The sequence below is a fragment of the Rhizobium sp. LjRoot258 genome, from assembly GCF_964254185.1.
GTDB lineage: Bacteria > Pseudomonadota > Alphaproteobacteria > Rhizobiales > Rhizobiaceae > Rhizobium.
The window spans coordinates 23,061-42,159 of record NZ_CAXUST020000005.1; the positions used below are offsets into that span (position 1 = coordinate 23,061).

Here is a 19,099-nt window from a genome sequence, read left to right on the forward strand (position 1 = left end):
GCAACGATATGGCGGCGTCTGGAGCAGGATGCCGAAAAGTATGTGCGGTTTTCGGGCAACATCCCGCTAACTTTTCAGTTGAGAGGCGGCTTCAGATTTCAGGTCGATTTGAATAGCCCCTAGATTTATAGAGACCTTCTTCCCTAAAAATGAGGCAGGGAGGCCGTTATGGGCAAGGCCAATTTCAGCGACGACTTCAAGCGCGACGCGGTGCGTCAGATCACCGAACTTGGCTATCCGGTTTCGGAGGTTTCGTAGCGGCTGGGAGTCAGCCAGCACTCCCTTTACGAGTGGAAGAAGAAGTTTTCAGCATCGAATGACAGGAGCAGTGACCAGACCGAGGAGATCAGGCGACTCAAGAAAGAGCTGGCCCGCGTCAGCGAGGAGCGCGACATCCAAAAACGCTCACGGGCTTACGACCGCCTGCGCGCGGTAGAAACAGGTTGTACTACGCTCATGGCTGGAGGGGAGTTGCCGGCTGCGTATTGGAGGCGTCGGACCCCGGTAAAAAACTAGCACATGGGCTGTTGCGAACTTGAGAGTGGTGACGCTGTTTCGGCGGCGATTCCGATTAGGAAAATGACGAACGTGCGCGGCCCAGCCCCTCCCGATCCAGAGGAGGAGAAGCCGTGCTAGAGACAGTGTCATCCGACGCCTTGAACCTTACCCGCATGAACCCGGGTGCCGCAGCGATCGACATCGGTTCCACGATGCACATGGCTGCCGTCAATCCTGATAGCGACGACATCCCGATGCGTGCCTTCGGCACCTTTACCCACGATCTGCATGATCTCGCTGGCCGGTTCAAATCCTGCGGGGTCACCAGCGTCACAATGGAGTCGACCGGCGTCTATTGGATTCCTGCCTTTGAGATCCTGGAGCAACACGGCTTTGAGGTGATCCTCGTCAAGCTCGATACGCGAAGAATGTCCCGGGCCGGAAAACCGACGTCAGCGATGCGGCTTGGCTTCGCCAATTGCATTCCTATGGCCTGCTGAGAGGAAGTTTTCGCCCCAACGCACAGGTCGCCACGTTGCGGGCTGCGGCAACGAGAACGGCTGGTCGAGTATGCCGCGGCTCATATCCAGCACATGCAGAAGGCTTTGATGGAAATGAACCTGCAGCTTCACCATGTCGTCTCGGACATCACCGGCGTCACGGGCATCAAGATCATTCGGGCTATCGTCACCCGAGAGCGCGACCCGGAGGTACTGGCATCATTGTGCGATGTCCGCTGCCACTCCTCCCTGGAGACGATCAGGGCATCCCTGACCGGGAACGACCGCGATGAGCATGTTTTTCTGCTCTCACAGTCGCTTGAGTTGTACGACTTCTATCAGTTGAAGATGCTCGAATGGACGATCGGCAAGCAGCACTCAGGTGACTGCGCCCGCCTAGATTGGCCAGCCGGTCCTCAGCAGACCCCATAGAGCAGCGCCCAGCGTCGACTTCGAACAGAAGCAAGCACTCGGCGAGGGATTAAGCTCACAAGGGATTGACTCAAGGCCTCGTTACAGAAGCCGATCTGCTGCGCTTCTGCGATTGGCAGCCACCACGATCGGCAGAAGCGACACTGGGCTTGGCGCATTTTATCGACGGCTGGCCGGCCGCATAGGTAAGCAGAAGGCTGTGGCGGCGACGGCACGCAAAATTGCGGTGCTATGCTACAATGCCCTCCGATTTGGGATGATTTATCGAGATCCGGGCGCAGCCGACTACGTTGAGCAGCATCGTGGCCGGGTCATCGCCAATCCATCGCAAGCTTCACAATGACCTTCTCGAGCAGGGCGGGACGTGCTGCCCGAACCGCGTGGCGCGCTTGACCCGGCTTGCGGGGATCAAGGCCCAGATCGGCTACAAGCGCCGTCCTGGCGTTTACGGCGGCAGACCCTCAGTCGTTGTCGACAACACGCTCGACTGGCGGTTCGATGTCAAGGCTCCGGACCGGGCTTGGGTCACGGACATCATCTACATCAGAACCTGCGAGGGATTTGTCTATTTTGCGGTCGTCATCGACCTCTATTCCCGCCGTGTTATCGGCTGGGCTATACAGAGCCGCCAGACCACAGATGTCGTGCTGCAAGCCCCCGCTCATGGCAGTCTGGCGGCGCAAGCCAAAAGAGGCGGTGCTGGTCCACACGGATCAGGGATCGCAGTTCACAGCATGGACTGGGTATCGTTTCTGAAACACCACAATCTGGCTCACTCGATGAGCCGTCGGGAGAACTCGATAACGCTGTCGTCGAGAGCTTTTTCAATCTTCTGAAGCGAGAACGGATACGCTGCAAGGTCTACCGGTCACGCGACGAAGCCCGAGTCAGGACGTGTTCGACCACATCGAGATGTTCTACAACCCGAAATGCAAACACGTCAGGAATGGAATGCTGTCACCGTCGAGTTCGAGCGACAGCAGAAACCGTAACCCGAGGTGGTGTCTACGAAACTCGGGGCTATTCAATTCGATCTAAAATCATTCGGCTCTAACCGAGAGCCCTGCCTTCTCCATTGCTGGAAACAATCCCTCCTTGAGGCCGAGATCGTCGAACGGTCCCACGCGCTTGTAGAGGATGGTGCCGTCGGGGGCGACGAGATAGCTCTCCGGAATGCCGTAGACGCCCCAGTCGATCGCCGCCTTGCCGTTCGGGTCGACGCCGATGGCACGATAGGGATTGCCGAGCTCGCCGAGGAAACGCAGCGCATTGTCGTTCTTATCCTTGTAATTGATCGCCACGATATTGAGCTGGTTGTCCTTTGCCAGCTCCTTGAGGATCGGGTGTTCTTCGCGGCATGGAATGCACCAGGACGCAAAGACGTTGACGAGGGTGAGTTTGCCCTTGACCGCCTCATCCGTCAGCGCCGGCAGGCCGGAGCCTTCGAGCGGCGGCAGGTTTAGTGACGGCGCCTTGTTGCCAATCAAGACGGAGGGAATTTCGGCGATGTTCTTGCCGTGGAAATCCTGGTCGTAGAGCATTTTCGCCGCCGTTGCTGCGATGCCACCGAAGACGACAAGCGGAATCAGCGCAAGCGTATAGCGGCTGGTGCCGCCGCTTGTCGGCTTGTTCTCGTGCGGAGCCTCGGTCATGCGCCGTCCTTCGGTCGGGCAGAACGGCGACGGAGACCGGCGGTTTCGAGCGCCGCCAATTCCTTCTGGCGCGCGCGCCCGTCAGCCAAGGTCCAGACCGTTATGCCGATCGTCACCAGGGCGGCGAGACCATAGGAGCCGTAGACGTAAATAGCGTAGGAGCCCATCTCTATTCCTCCCGGTTTGCCATGCGGGCAGCCATGCGGCGCTGGGTGGTGATGCGGCGGCGCCAGATCTCGTTGCGCATCGCCATAATGTGCAGCGTGAAGAACAGAAGCGTGAAGGCGATCGCCATGACGAGAAGCGGGCGCAGGAACTCCGGGTCGATCGCCGGCCCGTCGAGGCGCAGCACGCTCGCCGACTGGTGCAGCGTGTTCCACCAGTCGACCGAAAACTTGATGATCGGGATGTTGACGAAGCCGAAGAGGATCAGCACTGCGGTGAGGCGTGCCGCCTTTGACGGATCGTCCATCGCGCGGTTCAGCGCGATCAGACCGAGATACATCAGGAAGAGAATGAAGACCGAGGTGAGCCGCGCATCCCAGACCCACCAGGCGCCCCACATGGGCTTACCCCAAAGCGAGCCGGTAACCAGCGCAAGCAGCGTGAACGTGGCGCCAAGCGGAGCAGCAGCCTTTGCCGAAACATCGGCGAGCGGATGGCGCCAGACGAGCGTGCCGATCGCCGAGGCGCTCATGATCGTGTAGCACATCATCGCAAGCCAGGCCGACGGAACGTGAATGTACATGATGCGGACGGTCTCGCCCTGCTGGTAATCGACCTCGGCCGAAAAGCTCAGATAGAGCCCGAGGATGAAACAGAGGACCGTGATGCTGACCAGCGAGGGAAGGATGCGGGCGGCCAACGCCAGAAATTGTGTCGGGTTAGCAAGAGAAATCAGCCCGTTTCTGGGTATTGCTCGAATTTCAGTCATGACCCCTCCAAAAAGGACGAACCCCCTTCCGGGGCGCGCTCGCAGGTGAATAAAACGCCAAAAAATACCTCCCCCCGATCGACAGCGGTCCCGTTTTCACCTCGCTGCCCGTGGTTCGCCGGTGTGTCGGTTGCGCGCTGACGCCATCGCCCCCAGGCAATGCTGCTGTCGCCCAAGCGCCGGCCAGGGCCGCTTTAGAACCGAGCCCGACCTTGGATCAAAACCGCAACGATTTCCAATAACTAGCGAACATCGATTCGATAACTCTGCACTCAGTTGCTTGCTCACGGGCCGCGTTTCGTGTCTCAGCGTTGTGCCCGCGGCACCGGCACCTTCAGAGGCGGGAACGGCGCGGGGGCTCCTACACCGGATGGGACGTCGACACACTCAGTATCGCGCTTTCGATGACCCCGGAAGAGACGGGCTGGCTCCGCCACCATCGCATCTCATCGAACGGGTGGTCCCGACTCAAGGTCTGATAACCGCCACCGATATTGAAATGGAAAGACGGGATCGACATGCGAGCCTAGAAAATCATGCGCGTCGTGGTGGCACCGAGCCCGCTCGCGGAATATCGCAAGGTAACCGATGAAATCCCGCTCCGGATGCCTTGCAAGGATCGGTGCCCATGCGCCGCGGCGGAATCTGTCCCGTTCTTAATGACGCGGTTGGGACTGCACCTTGGGCTCCAACAGACACCCGAGACAGCTTCAGTTCAGCCCGCGCGGCCACCTCCCGACATCGGAGCGCAAGCTCGAGAAAATGAAGCGAGGGAGATCCGTTGGAATGACTTTGAAGACGGTTGGGAGGTCCTCATCCCTCTGTCGCCTTCAAGAAGTCGAACTCGTCATTGGCCCTCGCTGCCGTTCCGGAGCTGGTGATTCCGAGGCCCTCGCGATCACCAACTCCCGCTCCTGAGCATCGACAGCACAAGGATCTATGCCGAACTCGATATCGAGAAGTTAACCCCCGACCGCAAGAGGCCGGTTGCAAGGGTGTGGTAAGAGAGGTGGGGGCCGTGGTGCGAATAGTCATCAATGCCTGCCCGTTCGAGCGCTTGCTTTGCAATCATCGTGATTGCGGTGGAGTCGAAACAGACATGCGACGCGAGTGTCCGGAGAAATAGCACCGACGGCAGGATGAAGCTGGTCGCACATGCCGGATATAACGGCTCGTTGCTTGTCGCCACCCCTTGCTATCGACAAGAATCGCACCCGATTGGCAGTCGATATCATCAAGACTGAGGGCCAACGGCGGATGGACGGCACGCAATCGGCCGAGGCCACCGAAATGAAGCCCTTCAGATACAAGTAGCGTAGGAAGGCACGTACCACCCCGCATATTGCCTTGCCGCTGTCGGCAGAGCCATCAAGAGCAAGCCACTCGACATAGCCGATGACGATCCCGCGTGAGCGCTGAAAACCCATTCGCACCGGCCAAGGCCTCCCAGCCTATGAGGCGAACTGAAAAGCTTGGACGGACAACCCGGAGCGATTCAGATACGATCCAATCCACTTGACATCAGGACTAAGCAACTAATTGCGGTGAGGCGGCTTTTCCGCGTGCGCCGAGGTTGTGTCGTCTGGCCTATCGCGGTTTTCGAACAGAATTCGTTCGGCTGCTCCCGCAAGATCGTCATATTGGCCGCTTCGCAACGACCACATGAAAGCTCCGAGTGCAATGGCGCCGAGCGCGAGCGCAACGGGAATCAGGAAGAAGTAATCCGTCATCGCGCTTTTTCCGTCGCAAGCGCCTGGCTGGAGATATCGAGGGCGGGCGCGTCAGCGCGCGGCTCCATACGCGAGCGCCGGCCATGCAGCCGCAGGGAATTGGCGATCACGAGCAGTGACGACGCCGACATCGCCACCGCCGCGACCAGCGGTGTCACATGGCCGAGGATCGCGACGGGTACCGCAATGGCATTGTAGCCGATGGCGAGGACGAGATTTTCGCGCACGAGCCGCCGCGCATTGCGTGCAACGGTAATGGCCTGCGGCACGGCGAGAAGACTATCGTGCAGAAAGACGAGATCTGCGGCATTGCGTCCGACATCGGCAGCGCTAGCCGGAGCCATGGACGCATGGGCAGCGACGAGGGCAGGCGTGTCGTTCAGGCCGTCGCCGACCATCAACACGCGCTGTCCCGCGTCCGTCAAGGAAATGATGTGTTTGGTTTTGTCGGCGGGGGAGACGCCCGCACGGTACGGAAGTCCGAGCTCGGATGCGAGACGGCGCACCGGTTCGTCGCGGTCGCCAGACATGATCTCGACGCGGCATCCTAGGCGGGAAATGGAGCGCACGGCATCGCGGACGTCCGGGCGAAGATCGCTGTCGAAACGGAAGGCCGCGCGCAGTTGCCCGTTCTCCGAAAGGACAACGCCGACGATAGCCGGCTGTTCGGCCGCATCCGTCAGCGCCCAGTCCGCCCGGCCGAGCCTGTAGATCGTCGTGCCGACGGTGGCCTGCATCCCAGCCCCTGTGTGTTCCGAAATTCCGCTCAGCGTCATCGGCGCGATGGCGTCGTCCCGACCTGCGGCGGCCAGCGCGCGTGAGTAGGGATGGCGTGAGTGCGCGGCAATGGAGGCGGCGATCGCCAGCACCGCGGGATCGATGGCCTCGCGGTTGATGAGCCGTAGCCGATCCAGGGTCAGCGTTCCGGTCTTGTCGAAAATCACGGTGTCGACGTCCGCGATGCGCTCCAGCGCGCCACCGTCCTTGACCATCACGCCGCCCTCGAACAGGCGCCGCGCCGCAACAATCTGCACCATCGGCACGGCAAGACCGAGCGCGCAGGGGCAAGTGATGATCAGCACCGCGATGGCGATGGTTGCGGCGCGATGCAGGTCGCCTTCCACGATCATCCAGCCGATGAATGTCAGGAGTGCGGTGAGATGCACGACCGGCGCATAGAGACGCGAGGCGCGGTCCGCGATACGCCGGTAGACCGAGCGCCCGGCTTCGGCTGCTTCCATCATTCGCACCATTTCGGCGAGGAATGAATGTTTCGCGGTAGTCGTCGCGATGATGGTGAGGGGGGCGGTCAGGTTCAGCGTTCCCGCGGACAGCATCGTGCCCGGCGAGACCGGTTGGGGAAGGCTCTCGCCGGACACTAGCGTATAGTCGACCTCCGATTGTCCTGTTTCGACTCGGGCATCAACCGGCACGCGCTCGCCCGCCGCAAGCAGGATATGCATATCCGGCTGGATCTCGTTTACCGGCAGATAGGCATGTGTGCCGTCGTCCTGCATTACGAGCGCGCCGCGCGAGGACAGGCGGGCCAACCCTCGGACGGCGGTGCGCGCGCGCTCGCGCATCATGTGATCAAGCGTGCGGCCGATCAACAAAAAGAACAGCAGTGAGATCGCCGCGTCGAAATAAGCGTGCGATTCGTGATGGGACGTCTCGTAAAGGCTCATGCAAAACGCGAGCAGAACGCCGATGGAAATCGGAACGTCCATGTTGGTCTGACCATGGCGCAGAGCGCGCCATGCCGACGAAAAGAAGACGCGGCCCGAATAGACAAGCGCGGGGAAGGCGATCAGCGCGGAGATCCAGTGAAACAGGTTGCGGGTTGAAGCATCCGCGCCGGACCATATCGACACCGAAAGCAGCATGATGTTACTGGCCGCGAAACCTGCCACCGCAAGCGCGCGGATCAGCTCTTTCAACGTCTTGTCCATCTCGTCCGCGCCTGCATCATGAAGATGCGCGTCGTAGCCGATCTTGTTGAGCGTCTCGATGAACGGTGCAGGCGGTTTGTCCGCCTGCCAGCGGATCGCAACGCGCTTGGTAGAGAGATTGACGCGCGCGTTCTCCACACCGGAAAGCGCGGCGAGCGCGGCTTCGACTTTCCGGATGCAGCCGCCGCAGTGAATGCCTGGCACCGAGAGGTCGGTCTGGCGGACGCCCTCGCCGACGATGCGGCTCGCGAGCAGCACTTCCTCATTCGCGGGAGGATCAGACATGGCAAGAATCGATTCAGCGCCGAGCGCACAACAACTCATCAGCACTCCGTTTCTGCGCGCCACCGGCGATCTGCCGGCGGTGCGTCTTCAAATCGCGGCTTCGTCCGCTACCGCGCGATAGGCATGCCAGGTGCTGTGCCCGAGGACAGGAAACACTATGATCAAGCCAAGCATTCCGGTGGCGAGAGAGAGCAGGAACAGCGCAAGCACAATGGCGCCCCAAGTCAGCGTCACGGGCAGGTTGTTCCAGACCAGCGCCATACTCGAGCCCATGGCGGTGAGGGCGTCAACGCGCTTGTCGAACATCATGGGAATTGAAAACGCGCTGATAGCAAACGAGAAGGCCGCGAACAGTCCACCGATGGCACTGCCGATAATAAGCATGGCCCAGCCGACCGGCGTGCTGAATAGCATCGGTGCGATATGCTCGAGACCGGGAAACGGCACCAGGCCGAAAAACAACGCGTAGATGATCACCGCTGCGCGCATCCATGTGATCAGTAAAAGGCACAACAGTACGCCCACGAACAAGATCTGTCCGCCGCATCGCGGCCTGACGAAGATCATGTTCGCGAGATTGACGGGCAGGCCGGCGGCGAGGCAGCGGCTTTTTTCATATAGGCCCAGTGCGAGGATCGGGCCGACCATCATAAAGCCGGCGAACGCCGGAAACAGGATGTAGTCCCAGTCCAAGCGAAACAGGCCGCCAACGATGGCGACGGACGCAAGAAAGATCAACAGGCCATAGCAGAGGCTCGTCATCGGCTGCACGGTCAGATCCTGCCAGCCTTTCGCAAGCCATGTGAGGGCATCGGCAGGTGCAAGCAAGCGGTGCCAGCGGTTTTTCGGGGGAAGCGGAGGCACGACGGTCGGGATAATGGTCATGTCGATCACTCCACCAGTGCTTTGGTTGTCATGGACGGTTTCGATGAACACGACGACGTTGCCGCGCCGAAGCTATTCGCGCCGTCGCCTTCGCCGTGCTGGAGATGAGCTACGCAATCCGGCTCTGAGGACACAGCCACGTAAAGCAGATGCGCATTGGCGGCGGCCAGCACGATCAGTCCGAAGCCGACAGACAGCCAGACGATGGATTTCGTCTTCCACCCGCCATGGGATGCCGCCGTACCACTCATGGGTTGGGCACCCTCTGATCGAAAAGGTATAGCGCGAGGATCTTGCGATCGATCGGTGTCAGGCGGCCTTCCCATGATGGCATGTGGCCCTGCCGCCCGTTCCACAGTGTGTTCGTGATCGTCTGCGCGTCGCCGCCATAGATCCAGAACTTATCGGTCAGGTTCGGTGCGCCCACGTCGCTGTTGCCCTTGGCGTCCTCGCCATGACATGCGGCGCAATTGGCAGCGAAGATCTCCTTGCCGGCGTCCACATCGCCGGGCTTTGCGGTGGATGGATCGGAGAACGAGCGCACGAAGGCCACCACCTTGTCGATATCGGCACGCTGGAGGATCTGATCATGGCCGAAAGCCGGCATCTGCGAGGTGCGGCTGTCCGGATGCGGCGAGTTGATGCCGACGCGGATAGTCTCGGCGATGACTTCCGGATCGCCGCCCCATAGCCATGAGGTGGTGATCAGGTTCGGGAAGCCGTGGCCGCCCTTTGCGTTGAGCCCGTGGCACACGGCGCAATTGTCGCCGAACAGGGTGCGGCCGGTCTGGCGCACGGCGGTCATCAGCACAGGGTCGGCCTGAATGTCCCGATCGCTTTTGGCCTCGATCTGCTTGGCCCATGCACTGCGGCCAAGGGCGGCTCGCTTCAGCGAAGCCTGCACGATTTTGCGCTGGTCGACGCCGAGCAGACCTTTGGTGTAGCTGACGCCGAGCGGCCACGCGGGCATCAGCACCCAGTAGCCGACCGAAAAAAGAAAAGTAATCAACAGGAAAAAGTACACTGCGCGGGGAACGGGCGTGTTCAGTTCCTTGATACCGTTCCACTCATGTCCGGTGGTGAGATAACCGGTGTAGTTGTCGCGTTCTTTTACCGTCATGGCCCATCCTCTTTGTGCAGGACTGACTTCGCGGCGCGATCGAACGCCTTCTTGTTCGACGGCCAATAGGCATAGACAACGGTGATGATCGAGAGCGCGATCAGATAGAACAATCCGAACGACTTCGAGAACCACACTAACGTATCGTGTCCAAGATCCATGATCACCTCGCAGCGTCCGCAACGGCTTTGTGAGCCGCGTCGGTGAGGTGGCCGAGCACCTGGAGATAGGCGACCAGTGCGTCCATCTCAGTAAGTTCGCCGGGCTTGCCGTCGAACACGCGGACGTTGGTAGCCTTGCCGTAGCGTTGGGTGACACCGTCGGCGTAGGGCGAATCTGGCACGGCCTGGCCGTAGACGTCCTTGCCGGCATTCGCGATCATGTCGTCGGTGTAGGGCACGCCGACGACGCGCTGGGCCTTCAGGTGCGCGCCGAGATCATCCGTGCGCAGCGTCGTTTTCAGCAACCACGAATACTTGGGCATGACGGAGACGGAAAGAACATCGCGCGGGTTGTTAAGGTGTGCGACATGCCATTCGTCTGAATATTTTCCGCCGATGCGCGCGAGGTCCGGTCCCGTGCGCTTTGAGCCCCACAACATCGGATGGTCGTATTTCGATTCAACCGCGAGCGAGTAGGGACCATAACGTTCGACTTCATCGCGCAGGGTGCGGATCATCTGCGAGTGGCAAGCGTAGCAACCTTCACGGATGTAGATGTTGCGGCCCGCCAGTTCGAGCGGTGTGTAGACGCGCATATCGGGCGCATCTTCCACCGTCTGATGAATCGTGAAGAGCGGCGCGATTTCCACGAGGCCGCCTATGCTCGCTATGAAAATGATACCGAGCGTGAGTCCGATGGCTTTGCGTTCGAGCCGATAGTGCAATCCGAACATGCGGCTTACTCTCCAGATTGAAGGACGGTCGCGCCGCCGATCACCGGCGATGGCCTGTCGGTCGCGGATTCCTGGACCTCGCGGCTGCCGGTTCTGATCGTCATCCAGATGTTGTAGGCGCCAACGATCGCACCGGTCAGGAACAGCAGGCCGCCGACGGCACGCGCAATGTAGTAGGGATGCATCGCAATCAGCGAGTCGACAAAGGAATAGGCGAGAGTGCCGTTCTCATTGTAGGTTCGCCACATCAGCCCCTGGATGATGCCGGAATTCCACATAGCGAAGACGTAAACGACGGTGCCGGCCAGCGCGAGCCAGAAATGCACCTCCACAAGTCGCGGGGAATACATCCGCTCACGTTTCCAGAGCCACGGCACGATGGCATAGATCGAACCGAACGTGATCATCGCCACCCATCCGAGCGCGCCGGCATGGACGTGGCCGACGGTCCAGTCGGTGTAGTGGGAGAGCGAGTTCACGGGGCGGATGGCGAGGAATGATCCTTCGAAGGTGGTGATGCCGTAGAACACCGCGGCCACCATCATGAAGCGGAGCGTTGCATCGTCGCGCACCTTGTCCCATGCGCCGTTCAGCGTCAGCAGCGCGTTGGCGGCGGACGCCCACGATGGGATCAGGAGCATCAGCGAGAACGTCATGCCCAACGTCTGCACCCATTGCGGCAGCGCCGTGTAGTGCAGGTGGTGCGACCCCGCCCACATGTAGAAGAAGGTGATACCCCAGAAACTGATGATCGACATCCGGTAGGAATAGATCGGCCGTCCGGCCCTCACCGGCAGGAAGTAATACATCATGCCGAGGAAGCCGGCGGTCAGGAAGAAGGCGACGGCGTTGTGGCCGTACCACCACTCGGTCATCGCGTCCTGCACGCCGGAGAACAGTGAGTAGCTCTTGGCGCTGCCGAAGGAGACGGGGACGGCGAGGTTGTTGACGATGTGCAGCATCGCGATCACCACGATGAAGGCCATGTAGTACCAGTTGGCTACATAGATGTGCGGTTCCTTGCGCCGCGCGAGCGTGCGCAGGTAGATGGCGAAGTATACGACCCACACAACCAACAGCCAGATATCCGCGTACCACTCCGGCTCCGCGTATTCCTTGGACTGGGTGACACCCATCATGTAACCGGTGACGGCGAGCACGCAGAACAGATTGTACCCGAGCAGCACGAACCACGGGCTGAGCTGATCGGGTAGGCGCGCGCGCGAGGTCCGCTGCAGCACGTAGTAGGATGTCGCGATCAGTGCGTTGCCGCCGAAGCCGAAGAGCACGCTGGTGGTATGGACAGGACGCAGCCGTCCGAAGCTCGCCCAGCCGACATCGAACGTGAAGTCGGGCTTCACCAAAAGCCACGCCACCCAGTCACCGATAAAGAGGCCAAACACGGCCCAGCTCATCGCGAGAATGATGCCGAATTTTGTCGGATCGTCGTAATAGCGGGTGAGGCGTTCGTCGTCAGGCTCTGGATCGTAATAGATCGATATGACTTTGACGATTCCGGCGAGCGCCGCGATCCCGATGAGTGCGCCGTGAATGCCGAGCGGATCGTCCTTGCCTACGATGCCCAGTATCAGCCCGCACAGCGCGATCCCGAGCAGGATCAAAAGCGCGTACTGACGTTCTGCTTTGGTCAGTTGTCCCATCATTGTCTTGCTGCCCCTAAAACCGGAATCGCGATCCAGTCTGCGTTGAAAATCAAAGGTCAGATCAAATCGACCGCAAGGCGCCGCCGGCCATGATACTGATTTAGCCTTCATGCCAACGATCGTCCGCGCAACGCGTCGTTATTTCAATGTTGCAAGGTAGCCAACGAGGTCCGCCCTATCCGTCGGGTCCTTCAACCCGGCGTAGGGCATCCTGGTTCCGGGGACGGCCTTCTGGGGCGATTCCAGAAACGCATCAAGCGACATAGCATCCCAGACGATGCCGGAAATCTTCATCGCGTTACTGTAGCGGAAATCAGCAGTTGTACCCGCCTTCCGACCGACAATCCCTTCCAGCCCCGGACCGACCCGATTGGCATGATCGATGGCATGGCACACTGCACAGGCCTTGAAGATGCTTTTCCCGTGCTCTGCATCCTGTGCGAAGCTGGCGCTCGCGACTAAGCCCGCAAACATCACCACAGTGATAAACGCGCCGATTTTTCCTGTGTTCTCCATTATCAAACTCCTTTTTTGTATGTGCGGTTATCCGTTCGGAAACGTTTGACGCAGCTCCTTTGCAGCGCCGGATGCTGAGGTTAAATGGACCAACTTTTGGAAAATGACCTTGCAACGCCGGCGAGGGAAATCACCTCTCGTCATCGAGTCGATATACGATGGTTATTGCTGCTCGCTGCGAGCGTAATTCCGTAGCAAGAAATGCCACGAGCCGCATCGCACTTCGAAACCGAGTTCGCATTCTGCGAAGAATCTAAGCGGCGTTCAGTCGTTGTCTCGGCCCAACTCCTGGTTCGCTCAACCCGAAAGCTGGCGTTGACAGAGGCGGGGGTCTCGTATCTGGCCGCGTGCAAACGCATTCTCGACCAGGTTGACGAAGCCGAATCTCAAGCTGCTGGAGAGCATAACGTTCCACGCGGCGGTCTTACGATCACGGCACCGATCGTCTTCGGTCGGCTTATGTCGTCCCGGTGGTGCCTGCGTTCTTGGCCAAGTTTCCGCAGATAAATGTCTCTTTAACGCTCCCAGATCGTACACTTGACCTCGCTGATGAGCACATCGATCTCGCCGTTCGCACGGGTGTGTTGTCTGACAGTACGCTCGTTGCGACGAAGGTTGGTGAAATTCGCCGAGTCGTGGGCGGGAGTCCCGCTGCGACCCGACCGAGCTCTTTCCCATCCTTAACCATATTCGCGGATGCCTGATGCACTGATCCTCGACGCTTTCCAGCTCCGAATTCCAGAAGGCGTGTCCGTCCGTCCAGTGATGCCCGACGTGGGTTTCATCGTGCCGGCGCCAGTGGCAGAGTGCCTTTAGCATAAAGCGCCTCCGCGCCGCGTGATGCTGCATTTCTATCGCGCGTGCTCAGAAGCGCCATGAATAGGTAACGGTAAACATCCAATGGAGCTTCATCAGGTTCGGTACTTTCTAGCTGTCGCGAGCACGCTGAACTTCACGCGTGCGGCGGAGATGTGCAACGTCACGCAACCGGCATTGACCAAGGGCGTGCAAAAACTGGAGCAGGAACTTGGGGGTGAGCTCATCTACCGAGAACGTCAGCTCACCCACCTCACTGACCTGGGCAAAGCGGTGCTGCCCATGCTCGAGCGCGCGCTTGCTTCGACCGAGGCGGTTCGACGCCAAGCACGTCAGTTTCAGCAAAAGGAGATGGCCCCCTTAACGATCGGTCTCGCCCCATCCATTTCCGCCTCGCTCGTTCTTGAGCCTATCGCCGAGATTCGCAAATTCGTCCCCGGCCTGCATGTCGAGCTACGAGAAGAGCCGCAAAGCCGCCTTATCGAGCTTCTGTTAGAGGGCGAAGTGAATGTCGCCCTGGTCGGTGATCTCGACGACATGCCCGAACGGATCGACGATTGGGCGCTGTTCGAAGAGCGTTATGTCGCCGTTCTCGCGCCGTCGCATGAACTTGCGGACCGTCCTGTGATCGCAATGGATGCGCTGCGCGAAGCCAATATCCTGGATCGCTCCTACTGCGACGCGGCTCGCAAATTTCAGCATCTCTTTCCCGACGCGCCGCCGCATCACAATTATCGCAGCTGCCGCGACTTGCACCTGCAGCATCTGGCAGCCGCGGGGTTCGGAATAGTCCTGGCTCCCGAGCATATGCCCCGGCTGCCCTCCCTAAAGGCGCTTCCGATCGAGGGCGATCCGGTATGGCGGGAGGTCCGGCTTCTTGCCGTGCAGGGCCGCCGCTACTCGCCAGCGCTTGATGCCTTCGTAAAGGTTGTGCGACTGCGCGACTGGTCTGTTCACACGAGATCGTCTGTTCACGAAATCCACCTCGAACCGACCGGTACGTCCGCATGACCTGTTTCGTGTGCCCGTCGAAACCAAGGCACGCTACACGGGTAGGGTTACCATTCCGGGCACAGTCATGGGTCGACTGGATAGATGCTGCAATCGCGCCGACATTCGTGATCGAGACGGCGTAGTCAGAGAGGATCCTTCGTCGAGCCCGATTCTATGGTCCGCCAAGAACCTCCGACACCCTGCCACAGCTCGCCTTCTTACCGGATCGCAGGGTCAGGCCATTTCCGCATCCGACGAATAATGTCCCGCCGGAGCTCCTGAACGGAAATGGATTTGTCGGGCAACATCGCAATCGTGACCCGTTCATGTCGCGCCACCGGTCTTGCCCTTGCCAGAGGCTTGCGGGAACCGGCGCGAGCGTTGTTGTGAATGGCCGATTGGAAGCAAGTGTGGACGACGCGGTCGCGTCGATCACAAAGGTCGTGCCGGTTGCAAAGGTGCGCGGGTTTCGCCGTAAACCGCTGACCTTCCGTAGCGATCTTCAATTCCCACGCCTCTAAGGGCTGTTCTCAGAATTAGGCAAATCTATCTAAGGAAGGCCACATCCATTAGCCGTTCACTGACACCAACTCAGTTGAGTCCTGATCTTAGCTAACCGCACCTTCTTCCGCGCGCTCTACGTTCTTTCTTGCGTCCTCAGTGCCAAGAAATCCCGCCCTCGCGGGCACTCCCTTCAGTTCACAGCCGCGTTTGATGCGCTCAATCGAAACCTCGAAGAGGAAGTCTCTCACTTCTCCCACTGACATCTCGCATGGTCTGAGAGACGCGCTGCCCGATGCCCGAGCGATATAGGTTGAAAGCCGTCCGCGATGCCGGCTACACGGATGCGAACGTTATGGAGATCGTCGCGCTGGTGGCCATGTACTCCCTGACGAACTTTTTCAATAACTTGTTCGATCCCGTCAAGGTCTTTCCTGCCGTTACACCGGCTGGATCGATCTGAACCCTATCCGGTCGCGTCGACCATCTCCGAGGATTCTTTGAGGTTTCATGTGATGCGAGCGTAACGCCAAAGCCCGGATGCCACCCAGGAAAGATTGTTGGGAACGCGTCCGGGCTTTCCTTATGGGCCGCAAGGCTAGGACAACTTCGGCCATGTCCCGGCGCAGCTGGGCCGCTCATCTAGGAGGAAGAAAGGGACAGTCAATCATCCAATTGTCGCGCGCTGGCCGGCGCAGTACCCCGACCGGTTCCAGCTCTCTCCCTGCCGACGCCCAATGGGGTGAAGGTGGGCATCATGCTTGAGGAAACGAACCTCGCCTACGAGCCGCACCGGATCGACATCATGACGAACGAAAACCACGACCCGGCCTTTTCTCGCGCTCAACCCAAACGGCAAGGTTCCCGCGATCTACGACCCCGATGGGCCGGGGCACTCAGCTCGCGCTGTCCGAATCGGGCGCGATCCATGTTGTTGTAGGCGTTCATCAGATTGATCGCGATCGTGAGGTCGACCAGTTCCTTCTCGCCGAAAACCGCGCGCGCCGCCTGGTATGCCTCGTCCGGCACACCGGTTTGGGCCGCACGTGTTACCGTCTCGGCCCAGGCCATGGCGGCGCGCGCTCTCCTGAAGAGGCTGCCACCTTCCGCCCAGGCCTGAATCACGGCGAGCTTCTCGATCGGCACGCCCGTATTCGTGAGATCGCGAGTATGCATGTCGATCCAATAAGCACAGTTGTTGATCTGTGAGACCCTCAGATAGACTAGATCCACGAGCTCTGCGTGCAGGCTGCTCTGCATGATATAGCCATAGACTCCGCCAAAGGGCGCCGCCTGGCGCGATCTGAATATAGCCCAGACGTCTTGAAGGTTATTTGACGGGTGTGGTCAGCGCTTTGTCATTAGCGTCGAGGACGAAGACAGCGAGCAGCTTCGCCGGCTCGGTCTTGCTCGCGTTTCGGCTGATCGAATGGATCGCCCCCGGCCCCTCGGACCAGCTCTCGCCCTCCCGATAGATGCGCGTCTCGCCGTCATTCACCTTTGACTCGATCGCCCCGGAGATCACGTAGGCATAGATGAACGCGGACTTCGCGTGGGTATGGGACGGGGAGGCCGCACCCGGCGCGTAATCGACCTCCACGGCGATCAGCGATTTGCCGGGGATATTGGGAATGGCCGCCTCGAAGTTCTTCGTGACGGTTTCCGCTTCACCGTCGTGGGCGGACATGGAGCCGGCCGTTGAGAAGGTGAGGGCGACGCAGGTGGTGGCAATAATGGTTCGGATCTTCATGGGCTTTCTCCTTTTTCCTATAACTGGTCTTCATTCTTCATTGTTTGATCCCGGCCTTGCCAGCCTGCCGTATCGGTAGCGGAATTGGCGCGAAACACGCGTTAGCGACAGCACGAGCGGCGCGCCGACCGACGCGTGAAATTCGGATGATCGAGCGCTACTTTCCTCCTCCTGGATGAGCCGCGCCGGCACGCAGGCGGTGCGAAAAGCAGGAGCTGATACGGTCGCCCACACGCCCGTTCGCGATTTCGACGAGGGTTTCCTAGTTCCTTGCAATTATTGCCTCGACGTTAGAGGACCGAGACCAGCCGGACTAGATAGGCAAGAAACGATCGCCATGATCCAAGACGACAACGCTGATCTAAGCGGAGGGCAGAACCGTTCGCCCTCCTAAAGTCCTCACGGACGAACGCGAATGATCGTCTTTCCCGGGCGTCGCTCGGTCGAGTTGAAGGCGGCGACGGCATCAGCGAGGGTCGAGACGTTGCCGATGTTCGTCCGCAGCCGTCCCTCACGCACCCGCCGCACAATCTCAGTCAGTTGGGCGCGATCGGACACGACAACGAAGTCGACCGCGAGGCCGTCGGCCGGGCGCGCCTCGGTCGGGCCGGCGATGGTCACCAGCGTCCCTCCGGCTCGAACAAGCCCTGCGGACCGCTTCTGGATGTCGCCACCGAAGACATCGAAAATCAGATCGACTCTGCCGACGTCTTCCAGGCGGTCGTTCTCAAGGTCAACGAAGTCGTGCGCGCCGAAGTCGAGTGCCTTCTGACGGTGGGCGGCGCGCCCGGTGCCGATGACGTAGGCGCCGGCCTCACGCGCGAGCTGGGTTACCATTGACCCGACCGCGCCGGCCGCACCGTGCACGAGGACGCACTGCCCCGCTTGAAGGCGGCCATGCTCGAACAATCCCTGCCATGCGGTCAAGCCCGGCATTGCCACGCTCGCGCCCACCGCGAAGTCGACATCGCCCGGCAACGGCGCGAGGTTGCGTGCTTCGATCGCCACATACTCCGCCAGGGTGCCGCTGCGATATGAGTCCGTGAGGCCGAACACCCGCTGTCCCACCGACAGTCCCGTCGTGCCATAGCCGAGAGCGCTGACCACCCCGGCCAGCTCCTGCCCGGGAATAACCGGCGTCCGGCTGCGGCCGATCCGATCGGTCCAGGTCGAGGGCCACGTCAGCTCGTCCCAGGTGAATCCCGACGCATGAACCTGAACCACGACGTCATTTATTGCTGCCTGCGGCTCGGGCCGCTCCATCAGCTTCATCCCAGCCGTTCCAGCAGACTGATCCGTCACAACGATTGCCTTCATGATAGTTGTCTCCTCGGTTCATTCTTTTCGGATTCGACAACACCGATCTGACATGGAACCTCTCCCATGAATGTCAGGTCGATCGCCGCAATCGCTTTCTCCCTCGCTAATTTGGCTCGGCCGATCGAGAAACGCGGTTGCCTGCACAGGAATTGCAGGGTTTTCAGCCCAGTGGAGTCCAGCACAGCCGACAGATACGGCGTGAGAAAATCGGGCTGGTTGGCTTTCTCGCCGGTAAAGACGCCACCGGAAGCGATGCCGACAAACACCCGACGATCCGGAGCATTTCCACCTTCCCTGCCGGCGTCGACTTGAAGGTGCGACCGGCGCGCAGGGATTTGGTCGATCCACGCCTTGAGGACCGAGGGAACGGTTAAGTTGTGCATGTGCGTTCCGATGACATTCACATCAACCGCCTCGACTTCCTGAATAAGCGCTTCGGAAAGATCAAGCGCGCCTCTTAGCGGGGCCGACAACGTGGCCCGCGACGACAGGGCAGTCGCGTAGTCGGGCGCAGCGTGCGGCAGGGGGCAAGCGCCAAAGTCGCGCCGGCTGATGCTTGAGCCGCGCGCAACGTGAAGGAGCTTTTTGACAATCGCTCCCGAAAGCCGGCGGCTGTGCGATTCTGGACGCGGACTGCAATCAATATGGAGGACCTTCAT

Annotated in this window: 18 protein-coding genes and 5 pseudogenes; 7 read left to right on the forward strand and 16 right to left on the reverse strand. The window is 60.1% G+C overall.

All coding sequences use genetic code 11. The annotated features are described in order from the left end of the window. Window positions 1–168 precede the first annotated feature (168 nt). The 3 genes and pseudogenes from ACSQ9D_RS34310 to ACSQ9D_RS34320 all read left to right on the forward strand — a co-directional run. Window positions 169–447: pseudogene (locus ACSQ9D_RS34310) on the forward strand (transposase); the annotation flags it as partial. A 224-nt stretch (window positions 448–671) separates the two neighbouring features. Further along, a pseudogene (locus ACSQ9D_RS34315) lies at window positions 672–1,746 on the forward strand (IS110 family transposase); the annotation flags it as partial. Between the two features lie 64 nt (window positions 1,747–1,810). Beyond that, entirely contained in the window at window positions 1,811–2,266 is a 456-nt protein-coding gene (locus tag ACSQ9D_RS34320) for a DDE-type integrase/transposase/recombinase (RefSeq protein WP_436286229.1), read from the forward strand. Between the two features lie 204 nt (window positions 2,267–2,470). On the opposite strand, the gene ACSQ9D_RS34325 is transcribed toward ACSQ9D_RS34320, so the two are convergent. From ACSQ9D_RS34325 to ACSQ9D_RS34380, 12 genes are all read right to left on the reverse strand, one after another. Then, window positions 2,471–3,082 carry a DsbE family thiol:disulfide interchange protein gene (locus ACSQ9D_RS34325; RefSeq protein WP_436286211.1) on the reverse strand — a complete coding sequence of 204 codons (612 nt, stop codon included), beginning with the start codon at window positions 3,080–3,082 and terminating at the stop codon, window positions 2,471–2,473. Further along, the gene (gene ccmD, locus ACSQ9D_RS34330) at window positions 3,079–3,249 is read right to left on the reverse strand and encodes a heme exporter protein CcmD (protein ID WP_436286212.1); all 171 of its coding nucleotides are present in this window, start codon (window positions 3,247–3,249) and stop codon (window positions 3,079–3,081) included. Before ccmD ends, ACSQ9D_RS34325 begins: the two co-directional genes overlap by 4 nt. Before the next feature lie 2 nt (window positions 3,250–3,251). Next, the gene (locus tag ACSQ9D_RS34335; protein ID WP_436286213.1) at window positions 3,252–4,016 is read right to left on the reverse strand and encodes a heme ABC transporter permease; all 765 of its coding nucleotides are present in this window, start codon (window positions 4,014–4,016) and stop codon (window positions 3,252–3,254) included. Window positions 4,017–5,551: 1,535 nt separating this feature from the next. Continuing rightward, window positions 5,552–5,746 carry a cbb3-type cytochrome oxidase assembly protein CcoS gene (ccoS, locus tag ACSQ9D_RS34340; RefSeq protein ID WP_436286214.1) on the reverse strand — a complete coding sequence of 65 codons (195 nt, stop codon included), beginning with the start codon at window positions 5,744–5,746 and terminating at the stop codon, window positions 5,552–5,554. Continuing rightward, the gene (locus ACSQ9D_RS34345) at window positions 5,743–8,019 is read right to left on the reverse strand and encodes a cation-translocating P-type ATPase (protein ID WP_436286215.1); all 2,277 of its coding nucleotides are present in this window, start codon (window positions 8,017–8,019) and stop codon (window positions 5,743–5,745) included. Before ACSQ9D_RS34345 ends, ccoS begins: the two co-directional genes overlap by 4 nt. A gap of 48 nt (window positions 8,020–8,067) precedes the next feature. Further along, window positions 8,068–8,865: a DUF2189 domain-containing protein gene (locus ACSQ9D_RS34350; protein ID WP_436286216.1), complete on the reverse strand. Its 798-nt coding sequence runs from the start codon at window positions 8,863–8,865 to the stop codon at window positions 8,068–8,070. Between the two features lie 5 nt (window positions 8,866–8,870). Then, window positions 8,871–9,116, reverse strand: a complete 246-nt coding sequence (locus tag ACSQ9D_RS34355; protein WP_436286217.1) for a hypothetical protein — start codon at window positions 9,114–9,116, stop codon at window positions 8,871–8,873. Then, window positions 9,113–9,985, reverse strand: a complete 873-nt coding sequence (gene ccoP, locus ACSQ9D_RS34360; RefSeq protein WP_436286218.1) for a cytochrome-c oxidase, cbb3-type subunit III — start codon at window positions 9,983–9,985, stop codon at window positions 9,113–9,115. The genes ACSQ9D_RS34355 and ccoP overlap by 4 nt, the downstream gene beginning before the upstream one ends. Beyond that, window positions 9,982–10,146 (reverse strand): cbb3-type cytochrome oxidase subunit 3, encoded by a 165-nt coding sequence (locus ACSQ9D_RS34365; RefSeq protein WP_436286219.1) that lies wholly within the window; start codon window positions 10,144–10,146, stop codon window positions 9,982–9,984. Before ACSQ9D_RS34365 ends, ccoP begins: the two co-directional genes overlap by 4 nt. A gap of 2 nt (window positions 10,147–10,148) precedes the next feature. Continuing rightward, on the reverse strand, window positions 10,149–10,880 hold the full coding sequence (ccoO, locus tag ACSQ9D_RS34370) for a cytochrome-c oxidase, cbb3-type subunit II (protein ID WP_436286220.1): 732 nt from the start codon (window positions 10,878–10,880) through the stop codon (window positions 10,149–10,151). Window positions 10,881–10,885: 5 nt separating this feature from the next. Continuing rightward, window positions 10,886–12,544: a cytochrome-c oxidase, cbb3-type subunit I gene (gene ccoN / locus ACSQ9D_RS34375; protein WP_436286221.1), complete on the reverse strand. Its 1,659-nt coding sequence runs from the start codon at window positions 12,542–12,544 to the stop codon at window positions 10,886–10,888. 138 nt (window positions 12,545–12,682) lie between these two features. Further along, window positions 12,683–13,060, reverse strand: coding sequence for a c-type cytochrome (locus ACSQ9D_RS34380; RefSeq protein WP_436286222.1), 378 nt, complete (start codon window positions 13,058–13,060; stop codon window positions 12,683–12,685). A gap of 473 nt (window positions 13,061–13,533) precedes the next feature. On the opposite strand from ACSQ9D_RS34380, the gene ACSQ9D_RS34385 reads away from it, so the two are divergent. The 4 genes and pseudogenes from ACSQ9D_RS34385 to ACSQ9D_RS34400 all read left to right on the forward strand — a co-directional run. Next, window positions 13,534–13,764, forward strand: coding sequence for a LysR substrate-binding domain-containing protein (locus tag ACSQ9D_RS34385; RefSeq protein WP_436286230.1), 231 nt, complete (start codon window positions 13,534–13,536; stop codon window positions 13,762–13,764). Window positions 13,765–13,960: 196 nt separating this feature from the next. Then, window positions 13,961–14,887 (forward strand): LysR family transcriptional regulator, encoded by a 927-nt coding sequence (locus tag ACSQ9D_RS34390; RefSeq protein WP_436286223.1) that lies wholly within the window; start codon window positions 13,961–13,963, stop codon window positions 14,885–14,887. A 796-nt stretch (window positions 14,888–15,683) separates the two neighbouring features. After that, window positions 15,684–15,833: pseudogene (locus tag ACSQ9D_RS34395) on the forward strand (carboxymuconolactone decarboxylase family protein); the annotation flags it as partial. A gap of 166 nt (window positions 15,834–15,999) precedes the next feature. After that, window positions 16,000–16,297, forward strand: a pseudogene (locus ACSQ9D_RS34400) (glutathione S-transferase N-terminal domain-containing protein); the annotation flags it as partial. Here the strand turns inward: ACSQ9D_RS34400 and ACSQ9D_RS34405 are convergent. The 4 genes and pseudogenes from ACSQ9D_RS34405 to ACSQ9D_RS34420 form a co-directional block, all read right to left on the reverse strand. Beyond that, a pseudogene (locus tag ACSQ9D_RS34405) lies at window positions 16,298–16,688 on the reverse strand (carboxymuconolactone decarboxylase family protein); the annotation flags it as partial. A gap of 12 nt (window positions 16,689–16,700) precedes the next feature. After that, window positions 16,701–17,120, reverse strand: a complete 420-nt coding sequence (locus ACSQ9D_RS34410; RefSeq protein ID WP_436286224.1) for a cupin domain-containing protein — start codon at window positions 17,118–17,120, stop codon at window positions 16,701–16,703. 399 nt (window positions 17,121–17,519) lie between these two features. After that, window positions 17,520–18,437: an NADP-dependent oxidoreductase gene (locus tag ACSQ9D_RS34415; RefSeq protein WP_436286225.1), complete on the reverse strand. Its 918-nt coding sequence runs from the start codon at window positions 18,435–18,437 to the stop codon at window positions 17,520–17,522. Further along, the coding region (locus tag ACSQ9D_RS34420; RefSeq protein ID WP_436286226.1) for an FMN-dependent NADH-azoreductase at window positions 18,434–19,099 on the reverse strand (666 nt) is incomplete at its 5' end. The genes ACSQ9D_RS34415 and ACSQ9D_RS34420, both read right to left, overlap by 4 nt.

What these genes read in the sequence shown, in the direction of transcription:
- ACSQ9D_RS34325 (WP_436286211.1), bottom strand. Translation starts at nt 3,082, where the DNA reads ATGACCGAGGCTCCGCACGAGAACAAGCCGACAAGCGGCGGCACCAGC.
- ccmD (WP_436286212.1), bottom strand. Translation starts at nt 3,249, where the DNA reads ATGGGCTCCTACGCTATTTACGTCTACGGCTCCTATGGTCTCGCCGCC.
- ACSQ9D_RS34335 (WP_436286213.1), bottom strand. Translation starts at nt 4,016, where the DNA reads ATGACTGAAATTCGAGCAATACCCAGAAACGGGCTGATTTCTCTTGCT.
- ccoS (WP_436286214.1), bottom strand. Translation starts at nt 5,746, where the DNA reads ATGACGGATTACTTCTTCCTGATTCCCGTTGCGCTCGCGCTCGGCGCC.
- ACSQ9D_RS34345 (WP_436286215.1), bottom strand. Translation starts at nt 8,019, where the DNA reads ATGAGTTGTTGTGCGCTCGGCGCTGAATCGATTCTTGCCATGTCTGAT.
- ACSQ9D_RS34350 (WP_436286216.1), bottom strand. Translation starts at nt 8,865, where the DNA reads ATGACCATTATCCCGACCGTCGTGCCTCCGCTTCCCCCGAAAAACCGC.
- ACSQ9D_RS34355 (WP_436286217.1), bottom strand. Translation starts at nt 9,116, where the DNA reads ATGAGTGGTACGGCGGCATCCCATGGCGGGTGGAAGACGAAATCCATC.
- ccoP (WP_436286218.1), bottom strand. Translation starts at nt 9,985, where the DNA reads ATGACGGTAAAAGAACGCGACAACTACACCGGTTATCTCACCACCGGA.
- ACSQ9D_RS34365 (WP_436286219.1), bottom strand. Translation starts at nt 10,146, where the DNA reads ATGGATCTTGGACACGATACGTTAGTGTGGTTCTCGAAGTCGTTCGGA.
- ccoO (WP_436286220.1), bottom strand. Translation starts at nt 10,880, where the DNA reads ATGTTCGGATTGCACTATCGGCTCGAACGCAAAGCCATCGGACTCACG.
- ccoN (WP_436286221.1), bottom strand. Translation starts at nt 12,544, where the DNA reads ATGATGGGACAACTGACCAAAGCAGAACGTCAGTACGCGCTTTTGATC.
- ACSQ9D_RS34380 (WP_436286222.1), bottom strand. Translation starts at nt 13,060, where the DNA reads ATGGAGAACACAGGAAAAATCGGCGCGTTTATCACTGTGGTGATGTTT.
- ACSQ9D_RS34390 (WP_436286223.1), top strand. Translation starts at nt 13,961, where the DNA reads ATGGAGCTTCATCAGGTTCGGTACTTTCTAGCTGTCGCGAGCACGCTG.
- ACSQ9D_RS34410 (WP_436286224.1), bottom strand. Translation starts at nt 17,120, where the DNA reads ATGAAGATCCGAACCATTATTGCCACCACCTGCGTCGCCCTCACCTTC.
- ACSQ9D_RS34415 (WP_436286225.1), bottom strand. Translation starts at nt 18,437, where the DNA reads ATGAAGGCAATCGTTGTGACGGATCAGTCTGCTGGAACGGCTGGGATG.